This is a genomic window from Corynebacterium nasorum (assembly GCF_022345765.1).
GTDB classification, from domain to species: Bacteria; Actinomycetota; Actinomycetes; order Mycobacteriales; family Mycobacteriaceae; genus Corynebacterium; species Corynebacterium kefirresidentii.
Map to the genome: position 1 here is coordinate 139,331 of NZ_JAKRDR010000004.1, position 15,219 is coordinate 154,549.

Genomic DNA, 15,219 nt, shown 5'->3' on the forward strand with positions numbered 1-15,219 from the left:
CGTGCAGCCGACATAGCCCACTATTTTTTCGAATCTCCGTTCAAAAGGCCCTCGAAGGCATCGCGGGCACGGCGCAGGTTGGAGCGCACGCCGGGCTTCTCATGCTCTTTCGGGGTGGATTCCACGTTGAGGGCAGCGTCGAGGGAATTGGAATTGCCGTCCGCGGCTACGTCCGCCACTGCGCCCTCTGGGGCTGCGTAGTCCGGCATTTTAAGCCACGCCTCGCGCTTATAGCGCCCTTGTTCCTCCGTATAACGGCCGATGAGGTAGCCAGCTACGGTGGAAAAGTCCAGCTCCGCGGCGGTCTTTTCTCCCGACTGGAGCTTCATCATATCTTGGCTGTAGCGATAGGCCACCGCGAACATCGCGGCTGCCGGAACCGCGAGGAAACCTCCTACCAGGCCAAATAGCGCAGAGCCTACCGTCACAGAAACCAAGACGATGACGGGGTGCAGGTCCATGGCCTTGGACTGCAGCCAAGGGGAAAGGACATTTCCCTCCAGCTGTTGGACCAGCAGGACCAGTCCAAGAACGAGCAAGGCCTTGGTAATGCCAAGGGACACCAATGCGATGGTGACGGAAAGGGCACCGGCCACAATTGCGCCGACGAAGGGGATAAAGCCGGCGATGAAGGTGATGATCGCCAAAGCCATGGCCAGGGGGACGCCGATGAGGGCGAGGCCGATGCCGATAAAGACGGCGTCGACAAGCGAGACAACTGCCTGCGCACGAATAAAGCCTCCAAGCGTGGTCCATGCGCGGGTGAGTAGCTCAGTAAGGTGCCAGCCGGCGCGTTTGCCCGTGGCATCGCGCAGCCAGGGGAGGAACTTGGCGCCGTCCTTGAGGAAGAAGAAGGTTAGCACCAACACAATGAAGAGGGTGACCAAGATGGAGGTAGCGGTGCCGATACCGGTAAAGACGGAACCGGCGATGGCGCCAGCGCGCTGTTGTAGCCAGGAAGCCGCTTCATCGATGTAGCTGCTCATATCCTCGCTATCGAGGTTAAGGGGTGGGCCCTGTGCCCAGAGCTGCAGGCTTTGGATACCGGAGACCGTCTGCAAGTACAAAGAGCGGGATTGGCGCATGAAGTCCGGGGCAACGAAGGAAATGAGTCCACCCACTGCCGTGAAAGAAACCAAAATGGTTACGGCAGCCGCCAACGCGGCGGGGAGGCCAATGCTGCGCAACTTCTTAGCCACTGGGGCTAGGACGGTGCAGATGATGAGGGCCAAAAGCACTGGCAAGATGCCCTGCCAGAAATTGCCGAGCAAGCGGTAGAGGGCGTAGAGGAAAACGCAGATGATGAGCAGGCGGACCGCCCATAGGGACGCAGACTTAACTACCTCGCCGGCAATGACAGAGCGATCTACCTGATCGCCCGGCGGATGTGGCGATACATCCTCCAGCTTGCTGGTATCGAAGCTTTCATCAAACTTATCGCCCAGGCCCGTCTTGGGAGCCTCGGGCAGCGGTTGGTTATCAGAACTCACCCCACCATCTTGCCTTAAAAGAAGGTGGGTGAGTTAGGATTGGCCCCGTGAGTCTTACACTAGGAATCGTCGGCCTGCCCAACGTGGGCAAGTCCACATTGTTTAATGCCCTGACCCGTTCCGAGATCCTCGCGGCGAACTACCCGTTTGCCACCATCGAGCCCAACGTGGGCCTGGTGGAGCTGCCGGACTCCCGCCTGACCCACCTGGCGGAAATGTTTAACTCGGAGCGTATCCTGCCCGCTACCGTGTCCTTCGTGGATATTGCCGGTATCGTCTCTGGCGCTTCGCAGGGTGAAGGCATGGGTAACGCCTTCCTAGCCAATATCCGTGAGGCAGATGCCATCTGCCAGGTGGTGCGCGCTTTTTCCGATGACAATGTCATCCACGTTGATGGCAAAGTTGACCCGCGCAATGACATCTCCGTTATTAATACCGAGCTCATCCTCGCGGACCTCCAAACCATCGAAAAGGCTCTGCCGCGCCTTGAAAAAGATGCGCGCAAGAATAAGGACCTGGCTGCTGAGGTGGAAGCCACCAAGAAGGCGCAGGAGATTCTAGAAGATGACCGCACCCTCTTCGCAGCAGCTAAGGAGGGCGAGATTGACCTCTCGCTCGTGCGCGATCTGCACCTGATGACGGCAAAGCCTTTCCTCTATGTCTTTAACTCGGACGAGGCCGTGCTTACCGACGACGCAAAGAAGGAAGAGCTTCGCCAGCTCGTCGCCCCGGCCGAAGCCGTGTTCCTTGACGCCCAGACAGAAACTGAGCTGCTTGAGCTGGAAGAAGACGAAGCGCGCGAATTGCTTGAGTCCGTGGGCCAAGATGAGCCGGGGTTGGCTACTTTGGCCAAGGCGGGTTTTGCCACGCTGGGGCTGCAGACTTATCTCACCGCCGGTGAGAAGGAAGCCCGCGCGTGGACCATCAAGCAGGGCTTTGCCGCCCCGCAAGCCGCCGGCGTTATCCACACTGACTTTGAAAAGAAGTTCATCAAGGCCGAAATCGTTTCCTACGATGACCTAGTAGCCGCCGGCTCTATGGCCGAAGCTCGCGCGCACGGCAAGGTCCGCCAAGAAGGCAAGGACTACATCATGCAAGACGGCGACGTGTGCGATTTTAAGATCGGCGGTTAATTCCGCGTCTTCTAAGTCATGGGCCTCCTAACGGAGAAGGCACTGCCCGCGCAGGCGGAGAAATTGTAGCGATTGAGAATCTTCCGCGTTATTGTGGGCGAGGTACCCAAACAATAGGAGGTCACATTATGGCTGAACTAGACAACAAGACCATTGCAATCATCGCTACCGATGGTTTCGAAGACTCCGAGCTGACTTCCCCGTTGGAGGCCGTGAAGAACGCTGGTGCTACCGTGCGCGTCATCGCCCCTAAGGCCGGTACTATTACCGGCAAGAAGGACACGGAGATTTCCGTTGACGCCGTTACCGCTGACTCAACCGGCGAGTCTTTCGATGGCATTATCTTGCCTGGCGGTACCGACAATGCCGACCTGTTGCGCTTGGACAAGGCCGCAGTAGAAATCGTGCGCAACCACATGAGCAAGGATCTCCCGCTTGGTGCTATCTGCCACGGTGCATGGATCTTGGCCGATGCTGAAGCTCTTAAGGGTCGTACCTTGACGTCCTTCCCCTCCTTGCAGACCGACCTGCGCAATGCGGGCGCTACGTGGGTAGATGAGGAAGTCCACTGCGATCAGGGCTTGGTGTCCTCCCGTACTCCCGATGACCTGCCAGCCTTTAATGCCAAGCTGGTTGAGGAGTTTGCAGAGGGACAGCACTAAAGCTCCTCGCTTGCACGCCACGGGTATCACCCGTGGCTTTTTTGATCTTGCGCCAGAGTTCCTACCCCTATAAGGTTTTAGTTTCCTGAAGGGGAGTAGTTCCCTCGGATGATCCGAGATGCCTGGTCGACATACTGGCGTTTAGCCCGGCCAGCCAGCGTCCGCAATTTACGCGGGCGTGAACGAGACCTTCGGTCAGCAACCGCGCCGAAGGGAAAGACTATGTCTTCAATTACCTCTGAACAGCGCATTCTTGAGCGCTTTATGCAGCTTTCCATCGCTGCCGCCTTAGCCACCATCGTCCTCAAGGCTTTGGCAGCGTGGCTTACCGGCTCGGTGGGCTTCCTATCTGATGCTCTGGAATCCGTAGTGAACCTCGTGGCGGCCGTCGCCGGTTTTTATGCCCTCCGGATTGCTGCCAAGCCGGCCGATGATAACCACCAGTTTGGCCATGGCAAAGCGGAGTACGTCTCCGCCTTGGTGGAGGGCGCGATGATTTTCATTGCGGCCGGCATGATCATCTATACGGCCATCCAGCGCTTCTTTATTCCGCAGCCGATTGCGGAGGCAGGCTGGGGATTGGCATTATCGACGCTTTCGTCCGTGCTTAACCTGGTGGTGGGTATCGCGCTCATCCGCGCCGGCAAACGTTACCGTTCTGCCACCTTGGATGCGGATGGGCATCACCTGCTTACCGACGTCTGGACTTCCGTCGGCGTCCTTGTCGGTATCGCCGCCGTTTACCTAACCGGCTGGATGTGGCTAGACCCTGTCGTAGCACTCGCTGTGGGTATCAATATCTTGTGGACTGGTTACACCCTCCTGCGCGATTCCGTGAGCAGTTTGCTTTCTGAAGCACTTCCCGCGGATGAGCGCCAGCAGATTCGCCAGCTGCTGGCCCGGATGGAAAAGGAGCAATCGGTTACCTTCACGGACCGGCGTACTGTCGCTTCCGGCCGTCAGCGCTTGGTCTACCTGACCATGGAGGTGCCAGGAGAGTGGAGCGTTATGCATTCCCACGAGGTTGCTGACGTCGTGGAAATCGCCCTAGATGAGCTGTATCCAGGCTGCAGTGCGTTCATTCACGTGGAGCCGGCGGGCGTGGAAAACCGCCGCCCGTACCTATTTCGCTAGGCCTTAATTTTCTAAGTTTTCGGGCGGTCACTGTGGCTGATTTTTAGACCGACATGTGTGTAGACCCGTTCGAGTGAATAGGGACTGTACATAACCTGTGCTTTTCCGCAGAAAGCATACACCCTTCTGAAAGGGCTCTGTGGGTTTAGTGGCACCGCCTTTTGGGGGTGGGGTAAGTCTTGAATGATTTGGAGAAAGTCGAGGGTGTTGACTACGGCGCTGCGGGGTCGTGAAACGACATCTATTTTTTAGATTCGGGCCATTTATGGTGCAGAATTCTTAACGTTATGAAAATGTTATTGATTGCTCTGAGCTGCATGAAGCCTTCTCTGGGTGAGTAAAACGGCAAAAATTTCTTGCTGGCGGTCGAAAAATTTTGAATTCTCCGTATGGTGGTTGTCACACCAAGCAAATAGCGATTCTCACCCCCGCATTCCACATGTGGGGGCAAGAATATGTCCTTTTGATTGGCTGAAGAGAGCTATACCAATAGCAGAAAGGATTTACTGACAATGGGTAAGAACATCAAGGATCTGTTTAACGCAACCGCATACGACAAGGACGGCGAGAAGCTGGGCAACGTTAACGAGGTATTCGTTGATGACCAGTCCGGCCAGCCTACCTTCGTTGAGGTTAACCACGGCCTGTTCGGTATGAACTCCAGCCTCGTTCCGCTGCGCGGCCACGACTTCTCCGGCGATGACCTGAAGCTGGGCTTCTCCAAGGACCGCATCAAGGACGCCCCAGACTTCGATTCCGATAAGCCGCTGACCCCAGAGGCACAGTCCGATATCTTCAAGCACTACGGCCTGGATAATGCACAGGACGTTACCGATTACAAGGACTCCAACCTGGACTCCAAGCGCGACGTTCAGGCTGGCGCTGACAAGGACCACAACTTGGCCGCAGGTGCCGGCGTTGCTGGCGCTGGTGCAGGCGTTGCTGGTGCACACGCTAACGAGAAGAAGGAAGCTACCCACACCACTGATGCGGCTGCTGAGCGTAAGGCTGGCGTTGCCGATAACGCTGCTTCCAAGAACACCGCAGCTGCGCACACCAACAATGACGGCGAGCTCATCCGTTCTGAGGAGCAGATGAACGTCAATAAGGAGCGTGTGGCTACCGGCGAGGCTCGCCTGCGCAAGTACGTTGTAACCGACACCGAGACCGTTGAGGTTCCGGTTGAGCGCGAAGAGGTCAGCGTTGAGCGCACTCCGATCAGCGCTGAAGATGCCAAGAACTACAACGGCACCATCTCCGGTGACACTGAGGAAGCTTCCGTCACCCTGCACGAGGAGCAGGTTAACGTGAACAAGGAAACCGTTCCGGTTGAGAAGATCAACCTGAAGAAGGACACCGTTCGCGACACCGAGACTCACACCGAGGAGCTGCGCAAGGAGCAGATCGACACCGATGGTGTTGATGGCCTCAAGAAGTAAAAGCGCATAGCTAAACGCCCGCAAGGTTTTCCTTGCGGGCGTTTATTATGTTTGAGGGCTTATTTAAGCCTTGGCACCGATGGCTGCGGCCGAGTCGGAATCCATAATGTCTTTGACGCCGCTTTCTGCTGCGTCCCAGGTTGTCTTGTCTTGGATGCCGGCACGTTTAGCAACGACGGTGGCGCACAGTACCTGTCCGGTGACGTTGAGTGCAGTGCGTCCCATGTCAATAATCGGCTCAATGGCCAGCAGGAGACCGACACCAGCCAGCGGAAGGCCAAGTGTAGATAGCGTCAGCGTGAGCATAACCGTTGCGCCTGTGGTGCCTGCGGTAGCAGCGGAACCAATGACGGAAACAAAGATGATGAGCAGGTATTGGGTGAAGTCGAGGTTAATGTCGTAGAACTGGGCAACAAAGATGGCTGCGATGGCCGGGTATACGGAGGCGCAGCCGTCCATCTTGGTGGTTGCTCCTAGCGGAACGGCAAAGGAAGCGTATTCAGAAGGAACACCCATGGCCTTTTCGCTAAAGCGCTCGGTAGCTGGCATGACACCCATGGAAGAACGGGTAACAAAGCCCAGCGAGGTGACCGGCCAAACGCGCTTATAAAAGCCCATGACTGGAATCTTGTTGAACTTCAGTACGGCGGGGTAGACCACGACAAAAACCAGACCAAGGCCCACGTACATGGCCAGCACAAACTTGCCCAGCGAGCCCAAGGCGTCCCAGCCGTAGGTTGCTACTGCCTTACCGATAAGGGCGGCGGTGCCAATCGGTGCAAGGCGGATGATCCACCACAAGATGACCTGGATGACCTTGAGGAAGGACTCGGTAAAGCGCAGAAACGGCTCGGCGGACTTTCCGGTCTTGACTGCGGCGATACCAATGGCCAGGGAAATGACAAGCAGTTGTAACGCGCCGAAGCTGAGGGATACTTCGCCGTCGGAAAGCGAGGCAGAAAGTCCTACGAAGTTCTGTGGCAGAAGCTGCTCAAAGAACGCGGTCCACGAGCCGACGTGGGAAGGATCCTGCGCAGTGGCGGCATCGACGCTCGTGCCGACGCCCGGCTTCATAATGACGGCAACGAAAATGCCCATCAAGACAGAGAAGAATGCGGTAATGGCGAACCACACCAGTGTGGAAATCGCCAGGGAAGCCGCGTTAGCCACCTTGCGCAAATTGGCGACAGAGGTAACAACAGCGGCGAAGATCAGCGGCGGGATCATCACCTTGAGCAGCTGGACGTAGGCGCTACCGACTCCCGTGAGCAGGGTGGTCAACCAACCGGGATTGTCTGGGTCGGTATCCATGCCGGAGGCGATGAAACCCAAGATGAGGCCGATGATAAGGCCGGCAATAACTTGCGCGCCGAATCCTGTGGCCCAGCCTGGGAGCCTAGAGCGCGAAGATTCCTGTTGAGACATAAAGGTTCCTTTGAAAATAAAAATGGACAGATCGGACTAGTTTTCAGATACTGTCCTGTTCAACTTCAACTTCGCTCAGTTTATTCCCTCGACGTCTTTAGGCACAAGACGTGGGGATTCTCCCGTGGCTGCGACCTCATCCTTCGCGCTCACCGGGTGGCTTCTTAATACCTGGGGTTCTTTTCCCACTGAGCGCGAGGGGGAGGAGGAATTGCGGTGTGCGCCCTCGGCGCTCACCAGAGCGGGGTGGAAGCATCACCTTTACGCTGCTGGTGAGCACGAAGGGCGGAGGGGGGAAGGGCGGAGCGCGAGGTGCAGAGCGAGGAGGGGCTGCGATTTCTGGAATACTGGCGGCATGAAAATCCTCGTGACTGCATTTGACGCCTTCGGCGGAGAAAGCATTAACCCTACAGAACAAGCGCTGGAGCTATTACCAGAGGAGGTTGGGGGAGCGGAGCTTGTCAAGACGGTGATTCCGACCAAGTTTGGGGAATCCCTGCGCCGAGTAATTGCACTCGCAGAGGAATCATCAGTCGATGCAATTGTGTGCTTGGGACAGGCAGGCGGCCGGAAACATATCACCCCGGAGCGAGTCGCCATTAATGTGATGGATGCCGAGATTCCTGATAACGCGGGTTATCAGCCAGTGGATGTACCGGTCGTGGAGGGTGGCCCAGCGGCGTATTTTTCCACGCTACCGGTAAAGGAAATGGTCGCGGCGATGGATGATTGTCCGGCGCGGGTGTCGAATACGGCGGGGACTTTCGTGTGCAATCAGCTCCTGTATGGTCTCCTGCATCACTTCGCAGGGACGGAGGTGCGCGCGGGATTTGTACATGTTCCCTATATTCAGGAGCAGAACAAAGCGGATAAGCCCATGATGGCGCTAGCTGAGGTAGTCGAGGGGATAAAGCGGGCACTCTGGGCGGTGCAGGCTAGTTAGGGTAGCCTTTGTGGCTTTTTGAACCAGCGAAATATAGATTTATGGATATGTCTCGCTTTAGCCCTCTCAACTGGCCGGTTGTGCGCCAGCTGCGCAGCGGCGATCCCTTTGGCAGGGACGTCAATACGCAGTCTCAAAAGAGCAAGGATAAACATGGACGCACCGTGGAAGCGGACCGCGTGGTGCAGTCAGTGTGCCCGTACTGCGCGGTCGGTTGCTCGCAGCGCGTGTATGTCAAAGATGACCGTGTCATCCAGGTAGAGGGTGATCCGGATTCGCCCATTTCTCGTGGGCGCTTGTGCCCGAAGGGATCTGCGTCGGAGCAGCTCATTAACTCCGCTACGCGCCTGACCAAGATTAAATATCGCGCGCCTTATTCTTCGCAGTGGCAGGACCTTGATGAAGATACCGCGATGGAGATGATTGCGGATCGTTTCTTGGAGGCGCGTCGCAACGGTTGGCAGGATGTCGACGATGAGGGCCGCACCCTCAATCGCACGATGGGCATCGCCGGTTTGGGCGGTGCGACCTTGGATAATGAGGAAAATTACCTCATTAAGAAGCTGTTTACCGCGGCCGGTGCGATACAGCTTGAGAACCAGGCTCGCATATGACACTCCGCCACCGTTCCTAGTCTAGGAACGTCGTTTGGCCGCGGCGGCGCAACCCAACCGCTGCAGGATATGGCGAATGCGGACTGCATCGTCATTGAGGGTTCTAATATGGCCGAGTGCCACCCAGTGGGATTCCAGTGGGTAGTGGAGGCCAAAAAGCGTGGTGCACGCGTTATTCACGTGGATCCGCGCTATACGCGTACGTCCGCGTTTGCGAATCGCCATATTGGTATTCGCGGCGGCACGGATGTAGTGCTATTGGGTGCAGTGATTAATTATCTGCTGGAAAATGAGCTGTACTTCCATGACTATGTGGTGGCGTATACCAATGCGCCGATGATTATCTCGGAGGACTACCAAGACACCGAGGATCTAGATGGTTTGTTCTCTGGCTATGACCCAGAGACCGGAAAATACGTCACGGATTCGTGGCAGTACGTGCAGAAGCCCGAGGGTGCGTCGTGGAATGTGGAACGCGATGAATCGCTGGAGCATCCCAATTCGGTTTTCCAGATTCTCAAGCGCCATTACGCACGCTATACGCCTGAGATAGTGGAGGAGACCTGCGGTATTGCGCAAAAGGACTTTTACTACCTTGCGGAGTCGATTGCGCAGAATTCCACGCCGGATCGCACCACGTGCTTTGCTTATGCTTTGGGCTTTACTCAGCACACTCTGGGTGCGCAGTTCATTCGTACCGCGGCAATTTTGCAGCTGCTGACCGGTAATGTGGGCCGACCAGGCTCGGGCATTATGGCGTTGCGTGGACACGCGTCTATTCAGGGGTCTACCGATATTCCGACGCTGTTCCATTCGCTGCCGGGGTATTTGCCTATGCCGGGCGTCGACAAGCAAAGCTGGCCTGAGTATGTAGATGGCATCCGCAATGAGTCGCAGAAGGGCTTCTGGCAGATCGGAGAGAACTATGCGGTCTCGCTGATGAAGTCCTACTGGGGCGATGCAGCGACCAAGGAAAACGGGTGGGGTTATGACCTCATGCCGCGTATTTCTGGTGCGCATTCGACCTATGAAACGCTCATGGCAATGCTGGATGAGCAGGTGGAAGGCTATTTTGTCTTCGGCCAGAATCCGGCAGTGGCGCAGTCTAATGGCGGCATGCAGCGCCGTGGTTTGGCGGCGCTAAAGTGGCTGGTTGTGCGCGATTTCCAGGAGATTGAGACTGCCTCATTCTGGAAGGATTCGCCGGAGATTAAAAACGGCGAGCTCAAGACCGAAGATATCGGTACCGAGGTTTTCTTGATGCCGGCGGCAACCCACGTGGAAAAGGCCGGTACCTTCACCCAAACCCAGCGCATGTTGCAATGGCGTTTCCAGGCGGCACCGCCGCCAGGTGACGCCAAGAGTGACCTGTGGTTCTTCTACCAATTGGGCAAGAAGATTAAGGAGCGTCTGCGCGATTCCACTGATCCGCGGGATCTGCCTTTGCAGAAGGTCACCTGGGATTACGTGGAAACCGAGGAAGGCGAGCCGAATTCTGAAGACGTCCTCAAGGAAATCAACGGCTATTACCTTGAGGGCCCGAAGAAGGGCGAGCTTTTGCCTGCCTTCGTGGAGATGAAAAATGATGGCAGCACCTCGGGTGGCTGCTGGATCTACACTGGCGTGTTCAAGGATGGTATTAATCAGTCCGCGCGCAAGGTTCCTGGTTCGGAGCAAAATGAGGTTGCTCCGGAGTGGGGCTGGGTGTGGCCGGCAAACCGCCGCCTGCTCTACAACCGCGCTTCGGCGAAGCCGGATGGCACTCCGTGGTCGGAGCGCAAGAAGTATGTGTGGTGGGATGCTGACCAAGGGAAGTGGGTTGGCGATGACGTGCCGGACTTCCCGGTTACTAAGGCCCCTGACTACAAGGCTCCGGTCGACGCCGTGGGGCCGGACGCCCTCGACGGCACCGATGCCTTCATCATGCAGGCTGATGGCCGCGGTTGGCTCTTTGCGCCGACCGGGCTTTCCGACGGCCCTTTGCCCACCCACTATGAGCCGCACGAGTCCCCGGTACACAATGTGCTGTACAAGCAGCAGCAATCGCCGACGCGTCTGACCATTAAGCGTCCAGATAACCTGTCGCGCCCCGAGCCGGGCGAGCCGGGCGCGGAGGTTTACCCGTTCGTCTTTTCCACGTATCGCCTCACGGAGATGTACACCTCGGGTGCGATGTCACGCCGTTTGCCGTATCTGGCGGAACTGCAGCCAGGCCTATTCTGCGAGGTTGATAAGGCCTTGGCAGAAAAGCGTGGGCTAGAAAATGGAAAGTGGGCCACCATCGTCTCGCCTCGCGGCGTGATTGAGGCGCAGGTCTTGGTCACTGACCGCATGCAGATGATGAAGATCAATGGTGAGGAGTTCCACCAAATTGGTTTGCCGTATCACTATGGCGAGTCCGATTCCACAGCCGTAGCTGGCGATGGTGCCAATGATTTGCTGGGGCTCACGCTAGAGCCGAACGTATTCATTCAGAATTCCAAGATCGGTGCCTGCGATATCCAGCCGGGGCGTCGTCCTCGTGGTGAGGCCCGTGTGGAGATGCTCAAGGAATACCAGAAGCGTGCGCACCTGAACCTAGATTCCGGCAATGATCTACTCACCGTGGATGATTCCTTCACCTATAACCCAGAGCCGCAGCAGCCCGTGGATGCGGACACGCCCGGCGAGAAGGGCGAGGAAAGCGAAGAAGGTAAGTAAATGACAAATCTACTGACCGAGAACGCGAGCCGGCACGGCTACGATAAGTACCGCCGCATGGCCTTTTTTACCGATACCTCCATTTGTATTGGTTGTAAGGCCTGCGAGGTGGCGTGCAAGGAGTGGAACCGCAATCCGGTAGAAGGCTATGACGTCACCGGTGATTCCTATGACAACACCGGTGCGCTGGGCGCTAATACTTGGCGGCACGTGGCCTTCGTGGAACAAAATAATGACCGTATCGAGCACGCCCGCGAGGAGGGAAAGAAGCTCATTTCTTTGGGCATGCCTTCGGTCGGGGCGCAGCCGCAAGAAGTTGATACCACTCCGCCAGATACCGATACCTTCCGGTGGCTGATGTCCTCGGATGTCTGCAAGCACTGCACGCATGCAGGTTGCCTTGATGTCTGTCCTACCGGCGCACTGTTTCGCACCGAATTTGGCACTGTGGTAGTGCAAGATGACGTGTGCAATGGCTGCGGGACATGCGTAGCCGGTTGCCCGTTCGGTGTCATTGAACGCCGCGATGATGGCGGTGTGGCGCTGAAATATGACAAGACCGCCACGGTGGATCACGTGGATAATTCCCATGCCGGCGTCAACGTGTTGAAAAAGCTCAAGCAACTTGCCCCGCAAGGCCCGGACCATACACCGGGCGAGGCGATGCCGATCAAGAACTTGGGCGTGGCCCAAAAGTGCACTATGTGCTACGACCGGCTGAAGCAGGGCGAGCAGCCAGCGTGTTCTAAGACCTGTCCGACGGATTCCATCCAGTTTGGCCCTTATGAGGAGATGGTGGCAGCCGCCAAGGAACGCGTGCGGGTACTGCACGAGCAGGGGATTACCGAGGCCCGGCTTTATGGTGCTAATCAAGACGATGGTGTCGGTGGAACCGGATCCATCTTCTTGCTTTTGGATTCGCCAGAGGTCTATGGGCTTCCGCCTGATCCACGCGTGCCGACGGCGGATTTGCCGCAGATGTATAAGACCGCAGTGAAGGCTATCGGCGGTATGGCGCTGGCCGTGGCCGGTTCCTTCCTGATTGGGGGACGTAAATGAGGAACTTTGATGAGTACCGCCCGCCGCAGCCGGAGCGTCGTAACCGCTACCGGAAATTTGATGGCACCAAGCCTAAAAAGAAGCGCAAGCGCCCAGGCGCGGGCGCGCAGGATGGTTCCAAAGAAGAGCGCATGGCGCAGGATTTCGAGTTCTCGTCCTACTACGGCCGGCCAGTGGTTAAGGCGCCGCCGTGGGAATGGCCAATCGGTGCGTATCTCTTCTTGGGCGGCGTCAGTGGCGGATCAGGGCTTTTGGCCGCCGGCGCACAGGCCGTGGGCAATGCACCGCTGCGTCGTACCACCCGCCTTTCTGCCTTTGGCGCGGCGGCCGCGGGATCAGTCTTTTTGATTCTGGATTTGGGCCGCCCGGAGCGCGCGCTGAATATGTTCCGCGTCTTCAAGGTGACCTCGCCGATGTCTCTGGGATCGTGGATCCTGTCGGGCTTTGCGAGCGCGGCCGCGCTGCCGGCCGCAGCGGAAGTGGATGCAGCGACTGGACATAAGCTGCCCCTGCCTAAGTTCGTGCGCACGGCGCTGCAGAAAGCTGCTGGACCGGCAGGCGCAGTCGCGGGAGTGCTCGGTGGTCCGCTGGCGGGATATACCGCGGTATTGCTGTCGAATACCTCGAATCCGGTGTGGAATGACATGAAAAAGCACCTGCCGTATGTCTTCGTTTCCTCGGCAGCGGCGGCGTCATCAGGAATGGCTATGGTGACCACCCCGGTCGAGCACGCAGGTCCTGCCCGCGTGTCGGGCATGGCCGCCGCGGCCAGCGATCTAGCGGCGACCAAGGTCTTGGAAGAAGGCATGGAACCTGAACCGCGCCAGGCTCTGCACGAGGGAAAGCCGGGCACGCTGATGAAGGCTTCGGAATACCTCATTGCGGCCGGTGGCGTGGGAAGCATGCTGGCTGCGGCCACAAAGTCCCGCGCGGTATCGGTGGCCGCGGGGCTATCGCTATTGGCAGGATCGGCGTGCACCCGCTTTGGTGTGCTCAACGCCGGCCTAGAAGCAGTGAAAAATCCGGAGACTACCATCGGCCCGCAAAAGCGCCGGGCGGAAAAGCGCCGGCGCGAGCAGGGTCTCGATCACGATGTGGTGAGCTCGGACTAGTCCACCTCCTGTAGGGCGGGAGCGAGTTCCGCGCCGATATCTTCCCTGCGTTGTTGCTCGGCTGCGGAGCAATAAAAGTGCCGGTCGGTGGACCCGAAGGGGAGGGGAGCATGCGCTTGGCGATGCCCCCTCGGTTGCACACCCCATCAACCCCAGCGCGGCTAGGGGCGCTGGGGAGGAGAAAATTTTAGGCCTTGATATAAGCATCGCCCGTGCGCTCGGTGGTGTGGCCGATGACGGGGTAGCCGGGGACCTCGCCGATGAGGAGGAGTCCGCCGGAAGTTTGGGCGTCGGCAAGCAGCACCAGCTCTTCCTCGCTCAAGGAGGTTTCCAGGTGTGGGCGTACCCAGTCGAGGTTGCGGCGGGAGCCACCGGGGATGAATCCTTCCGCCAAGGCCTCCTTCGCGCCGTCGATGGTGGGCACGGCGGAAAAGTCGAGCTCCGCGGCGATGCCAGAGGCGCGGCACATCTTATAAAGGTGGCCGAGCAGGCCGAAGCCGGTGACATCGGTGGCCGCACGCACGCCTGCCTCCACCGCGGCACGGGCGGCCTCGCGATTCACGGTGGTCATGGAATCGACTGCGGCTTGGGATACCTCGCCGGTGGCCTTGTGTTTATTGTTGAGGATGCCTACGCCGATGGGCTTGGTGAGGGTAATGGGCAGGCCGGGCTCGGCGGCGTCGTTGCGCATGAGCTTTTCGGGCGCGACGATACCGGTGGCGGCCATGCCATAGAGTGGTTCAGGGGCGGTAATGGAATGGCCGCCGGTAACAGAGATGCCGGCTTCGGTGGCTACGTCCATGCCGCCGCGCAGGACCTCGCGTAGTACGTCCAGTCCGAGCTTTTCATTGGGCCAGCCTACGAGGTTGATGGCGGTAACGGGGGTGCCGCCCATGGCATAGACATCAGAAAGCGCGTTGGCCGCAGCCACTCGCCCCCAATCGTAGGGGTCATTGAGCATCGGGGTGAAAAAATCCGCGGTGGAAATAACTGCTAGACCATCCTGGATTTTGACTGCCGCAGCATCATCGCCATCATCTAGGCCCACCAGTACATTAGGGTCGGCCTTGCCTATCAGGCCCTCGACGGCAGACTCAAGCTGGCCAGCGGGAATCTTGCAGGCGCAACCGCCGCCTGCGGCGAAAGAGGTGAGCTTAATTTCTTCGGTCATAGCGCCATTTTACTCATCTCCAGAGAGTATCTGGCTGCAAAGCTAGGGCGGGAACCCGCTTGCGGCGGCGTGTGGCGATAGGACAGAGGGCGCCGAGGTTTCGCCTTCGAGGGGCTTGGTGGACGTAGGGATGACAGGTGTATTGGCGCCGGGGAATGCGCGTGTAAGGTGAGCACACGGAGGCGTACGTGTCCTGGTGGGCGCCCCGGTCTTCAAAACCGGTGAGGCCGAGCATCTCGGTCTGGCAGGTTCGATTCCTGTCCGTCTCCGCCATTCGCGCGCAAGGAGGAATGCCACAGTGCCCACGCCCACCCCTGCAGCCAGCCCCGATCCCCGT

Annotated in this window: 11 protein-coding genes and 1 tRNA gene; 9 read left to right on the plus strand and 3 right to left on the minus strand. The window is 58.1% G+C overall.

Translation table 11 applies throughout. The features are described 5' to 3' along the window. Positions 1-20 precede the first annotated feature (20 nt). Positions 21-1,490 (minus strand): AI-2E family transporter, encoded by a 1,470-nt coding sequence (locus MHK04_RS05030; RefSeq protein WP_023021873.1) that lies wholly within the window; start codon positions 1,488-1,490, stop codon positions 21-23. Between the two features lie 47 nt (positions 1,491-1,537). Here MHK04_RS05030 and ychF point away from each other — a divergent pair, with 47 nt between their 5' ends. From ychF to MHK04_RS05050, 4 genes are all read left to right on the plus strand, one after another. Continuing rightward, complete coding sequence (gene ychF, locus MHK04_RS05035) at positions 1,538-2,623, plus strand: redox-regulated ATPase YchF (RefSeq protein ID WP_239208024.1); 1,086 nt, start codon at positions 1,538-1,540, stop codon at positions 2,621-2,623. A gap of 128 nt (positions 2,624-2,751) precedes the next feature. Further along, complete coding sequence (locus MHK04_RS05040) at positions 2,752-3,285, plus strand: type 1 glutamine amidotransferase domain-containing protein (RefSeq protein WP_239208025.1); 534 nt, start codon at positions 2,752-2,754, stop codon at positions 3,283-3,285. Positions 3,286-3,507: 222 nt separating this feature from the next. Continuing rightward, positions 3,508-4,419, plus strand: coding sequence for a cation diffusion facilitator family transporter (locus MHK04_RS05045; protein WP_239208026.1), 912 nt, complete (start codon positions 3,508-3,510; stop codon positions 4,417-4,419). 512 nt (positions 4,420-4,931) lie between these two features. Next, complete coding sequence (locus MHK04_RS05050; protein WP_239208027.1) at positions 4,932-5,858, plus strand: PRC and DUF2382 domain-containing protein; 927 nt, start codon at positions 4,932-4,934, stop codon at positions 5,856-5,858. A 63-nt stretch (positions 5,859-5,921) separates the two neighbouring features. Here MHK04_RS05050 and MHK04_RS05055 read toward each other — a convergent pair whose 3' ends face one another. Further along, positions 5,922-7,283: a dicarboxylate/amino acid:cation symporter gene (locus MHK04_RS05055; protein ID WP_239208028.1), complete on the minus strand. Its 1,362-nt coding sequence runs from the start codon at positions 7,281-7,283 to the stop codon at positions 5,922-5,924. A gap of 355 nt (positions 7,284-7,638) precedes the next feature. Here MHK04_RS05055 and pcp point away from each other — a divergent pair, with 355 nt between their 5' ends. Genes pcp through nrfD form a run of 4 tightly spaced genes read left to right on the plus strand, consistent with a single transcriptional unit; the run spans position 7,639 to position 13,711 of the window. Continuing rightward, complete coding sequence (gene pcp / locus MHK04_RS05060) at positions 7,639-8,226, plus strand: pyroglutamyl-peptidase I (protein ID WP_239208029.1); 588 nt, start codon at positions 7,639-7,641, stop codon at positions 8,224-8,226. 47 nt (positions 8,227-8,273) lie between these two features. Further along, positions 8,274-11,540, plus strand: coding sequence for a formate dehydrogenase-N subunit alpha (gene fdnG / locus MHK04_RS05065; protein WP_239208030.1), 3,267 nt, complete (start codon positions 8,274-8,276; stop codon positions 11,538-11,540). Next, complete coding sequence (locus MHK04_RS05070) at positions 11,541-12,599, plus strand: 4Fe-4S dicluster domain-containing protein (protein WP_239208031.1); 1,059 nt, start codon at positions 11,541-11,543, stop codon at positions 12,597-12,599. It begins immediately after the preceding gene. Continuing rightward, positions 12,596-13,711 carry an NrfD/PsrC family molybdoenzyme membrane anchor subunit gene (nrfD, locus tag MHK04_RS05075; protein WP_239208032.1) on the plus strand — a complete coding sequence of 372 codons (1,116 nt, stop codon included), beginning with the start codon at positions 12,596-12,598 and terminating at the stop codon, positions 13,709-13,711. Before MHK04_RS05070 ends, nrfD begins: the two co-directional genes overlap by 4 nt. 187 nt (positions 13,712-13,898) lie before the next feature. Here the strand turns inward: nrfD and selD are convergent, their stop codons facing one another. Further along, positions 13,899-14,882 carry a selenide, water dikinase SelD gene (gene selD / locus MHK04_RS05080; protein ID WP_239208033.1) on the minus strand — a complete coding sequence of 328 codons (984 nt, stop codon included), beginning with the start codon at positions 14,880-14,882 and terminating at the stop codon, positions 13,899-13,901. Between the two features lie 178 nt (positions 14,883-15,060). Between selD and MHK04_RS05085 the strand changes: the two genes are divergently transcribed. Further along, positions 15,061-15,155, plus strand: a tRNA-Sec gene (locus MHK04_RS05085). Positions 15,156-15,219 lie beyond the last annotated feature (64 nt).

Bases quoted from the DNA above. Each gene is read 5' to 3' on its own strand.
- MHK04_RS05040 (WP_239208025.1), top strand. From the start codon at position 2,752: ATGGCTGAACTAGACAACAAGACCATTGCAATCATCGCTACCGATGGT.
- MHK04_RS05045 (WP_239208026.1), top strand. From the start codon at position 3,508: ATGTCTTCAATTACCTCTGAACAGCGCATTCTTGAGCGCTTTATGCAG.
- MHK04_RS05050 (WP_239208027.1), top strand. From the start codon at position 4,932: ATGGGTAAGAACATCAAGGATCTGTTTAACGCAACCGCATACGACAAG.
- MHK04_RS05055 (WP_239208028.1), bottom strand. From the start codon at position 7,283: ATGTCTCAACAGGAATCTTCGCGCTCTAGGCTCCCAGGCTGGGCCACA.
- pcp (WP_239208029.1), top strand. From the start codon at position 7,639: ATGAAAATCCTCGTGACTGCATTTGACGCCTTCGGCGGAGAAAGCATT.
- MHK04_RS05070 (WP_239208031.1), top strand. From the start codon at position 11,541: ATGACAAATCTACTGACCGAGAACGCGAGCCGGCACGGCTACGATAAG.
- nrfD (WP_239208032.1), top strand. From the start codon at position 12,596: ATGAGGAACTTTGATGAGTACCGCCCGCCGCAGCCGGAGCGTCGTAAC.
- selD (WP_239208033.1), bottom strand. From the start codon at position 14,882: ATGACCGAAGAAATTAAGCTCACCTCTTTCGCCGCAGGCGGCGGTTGC.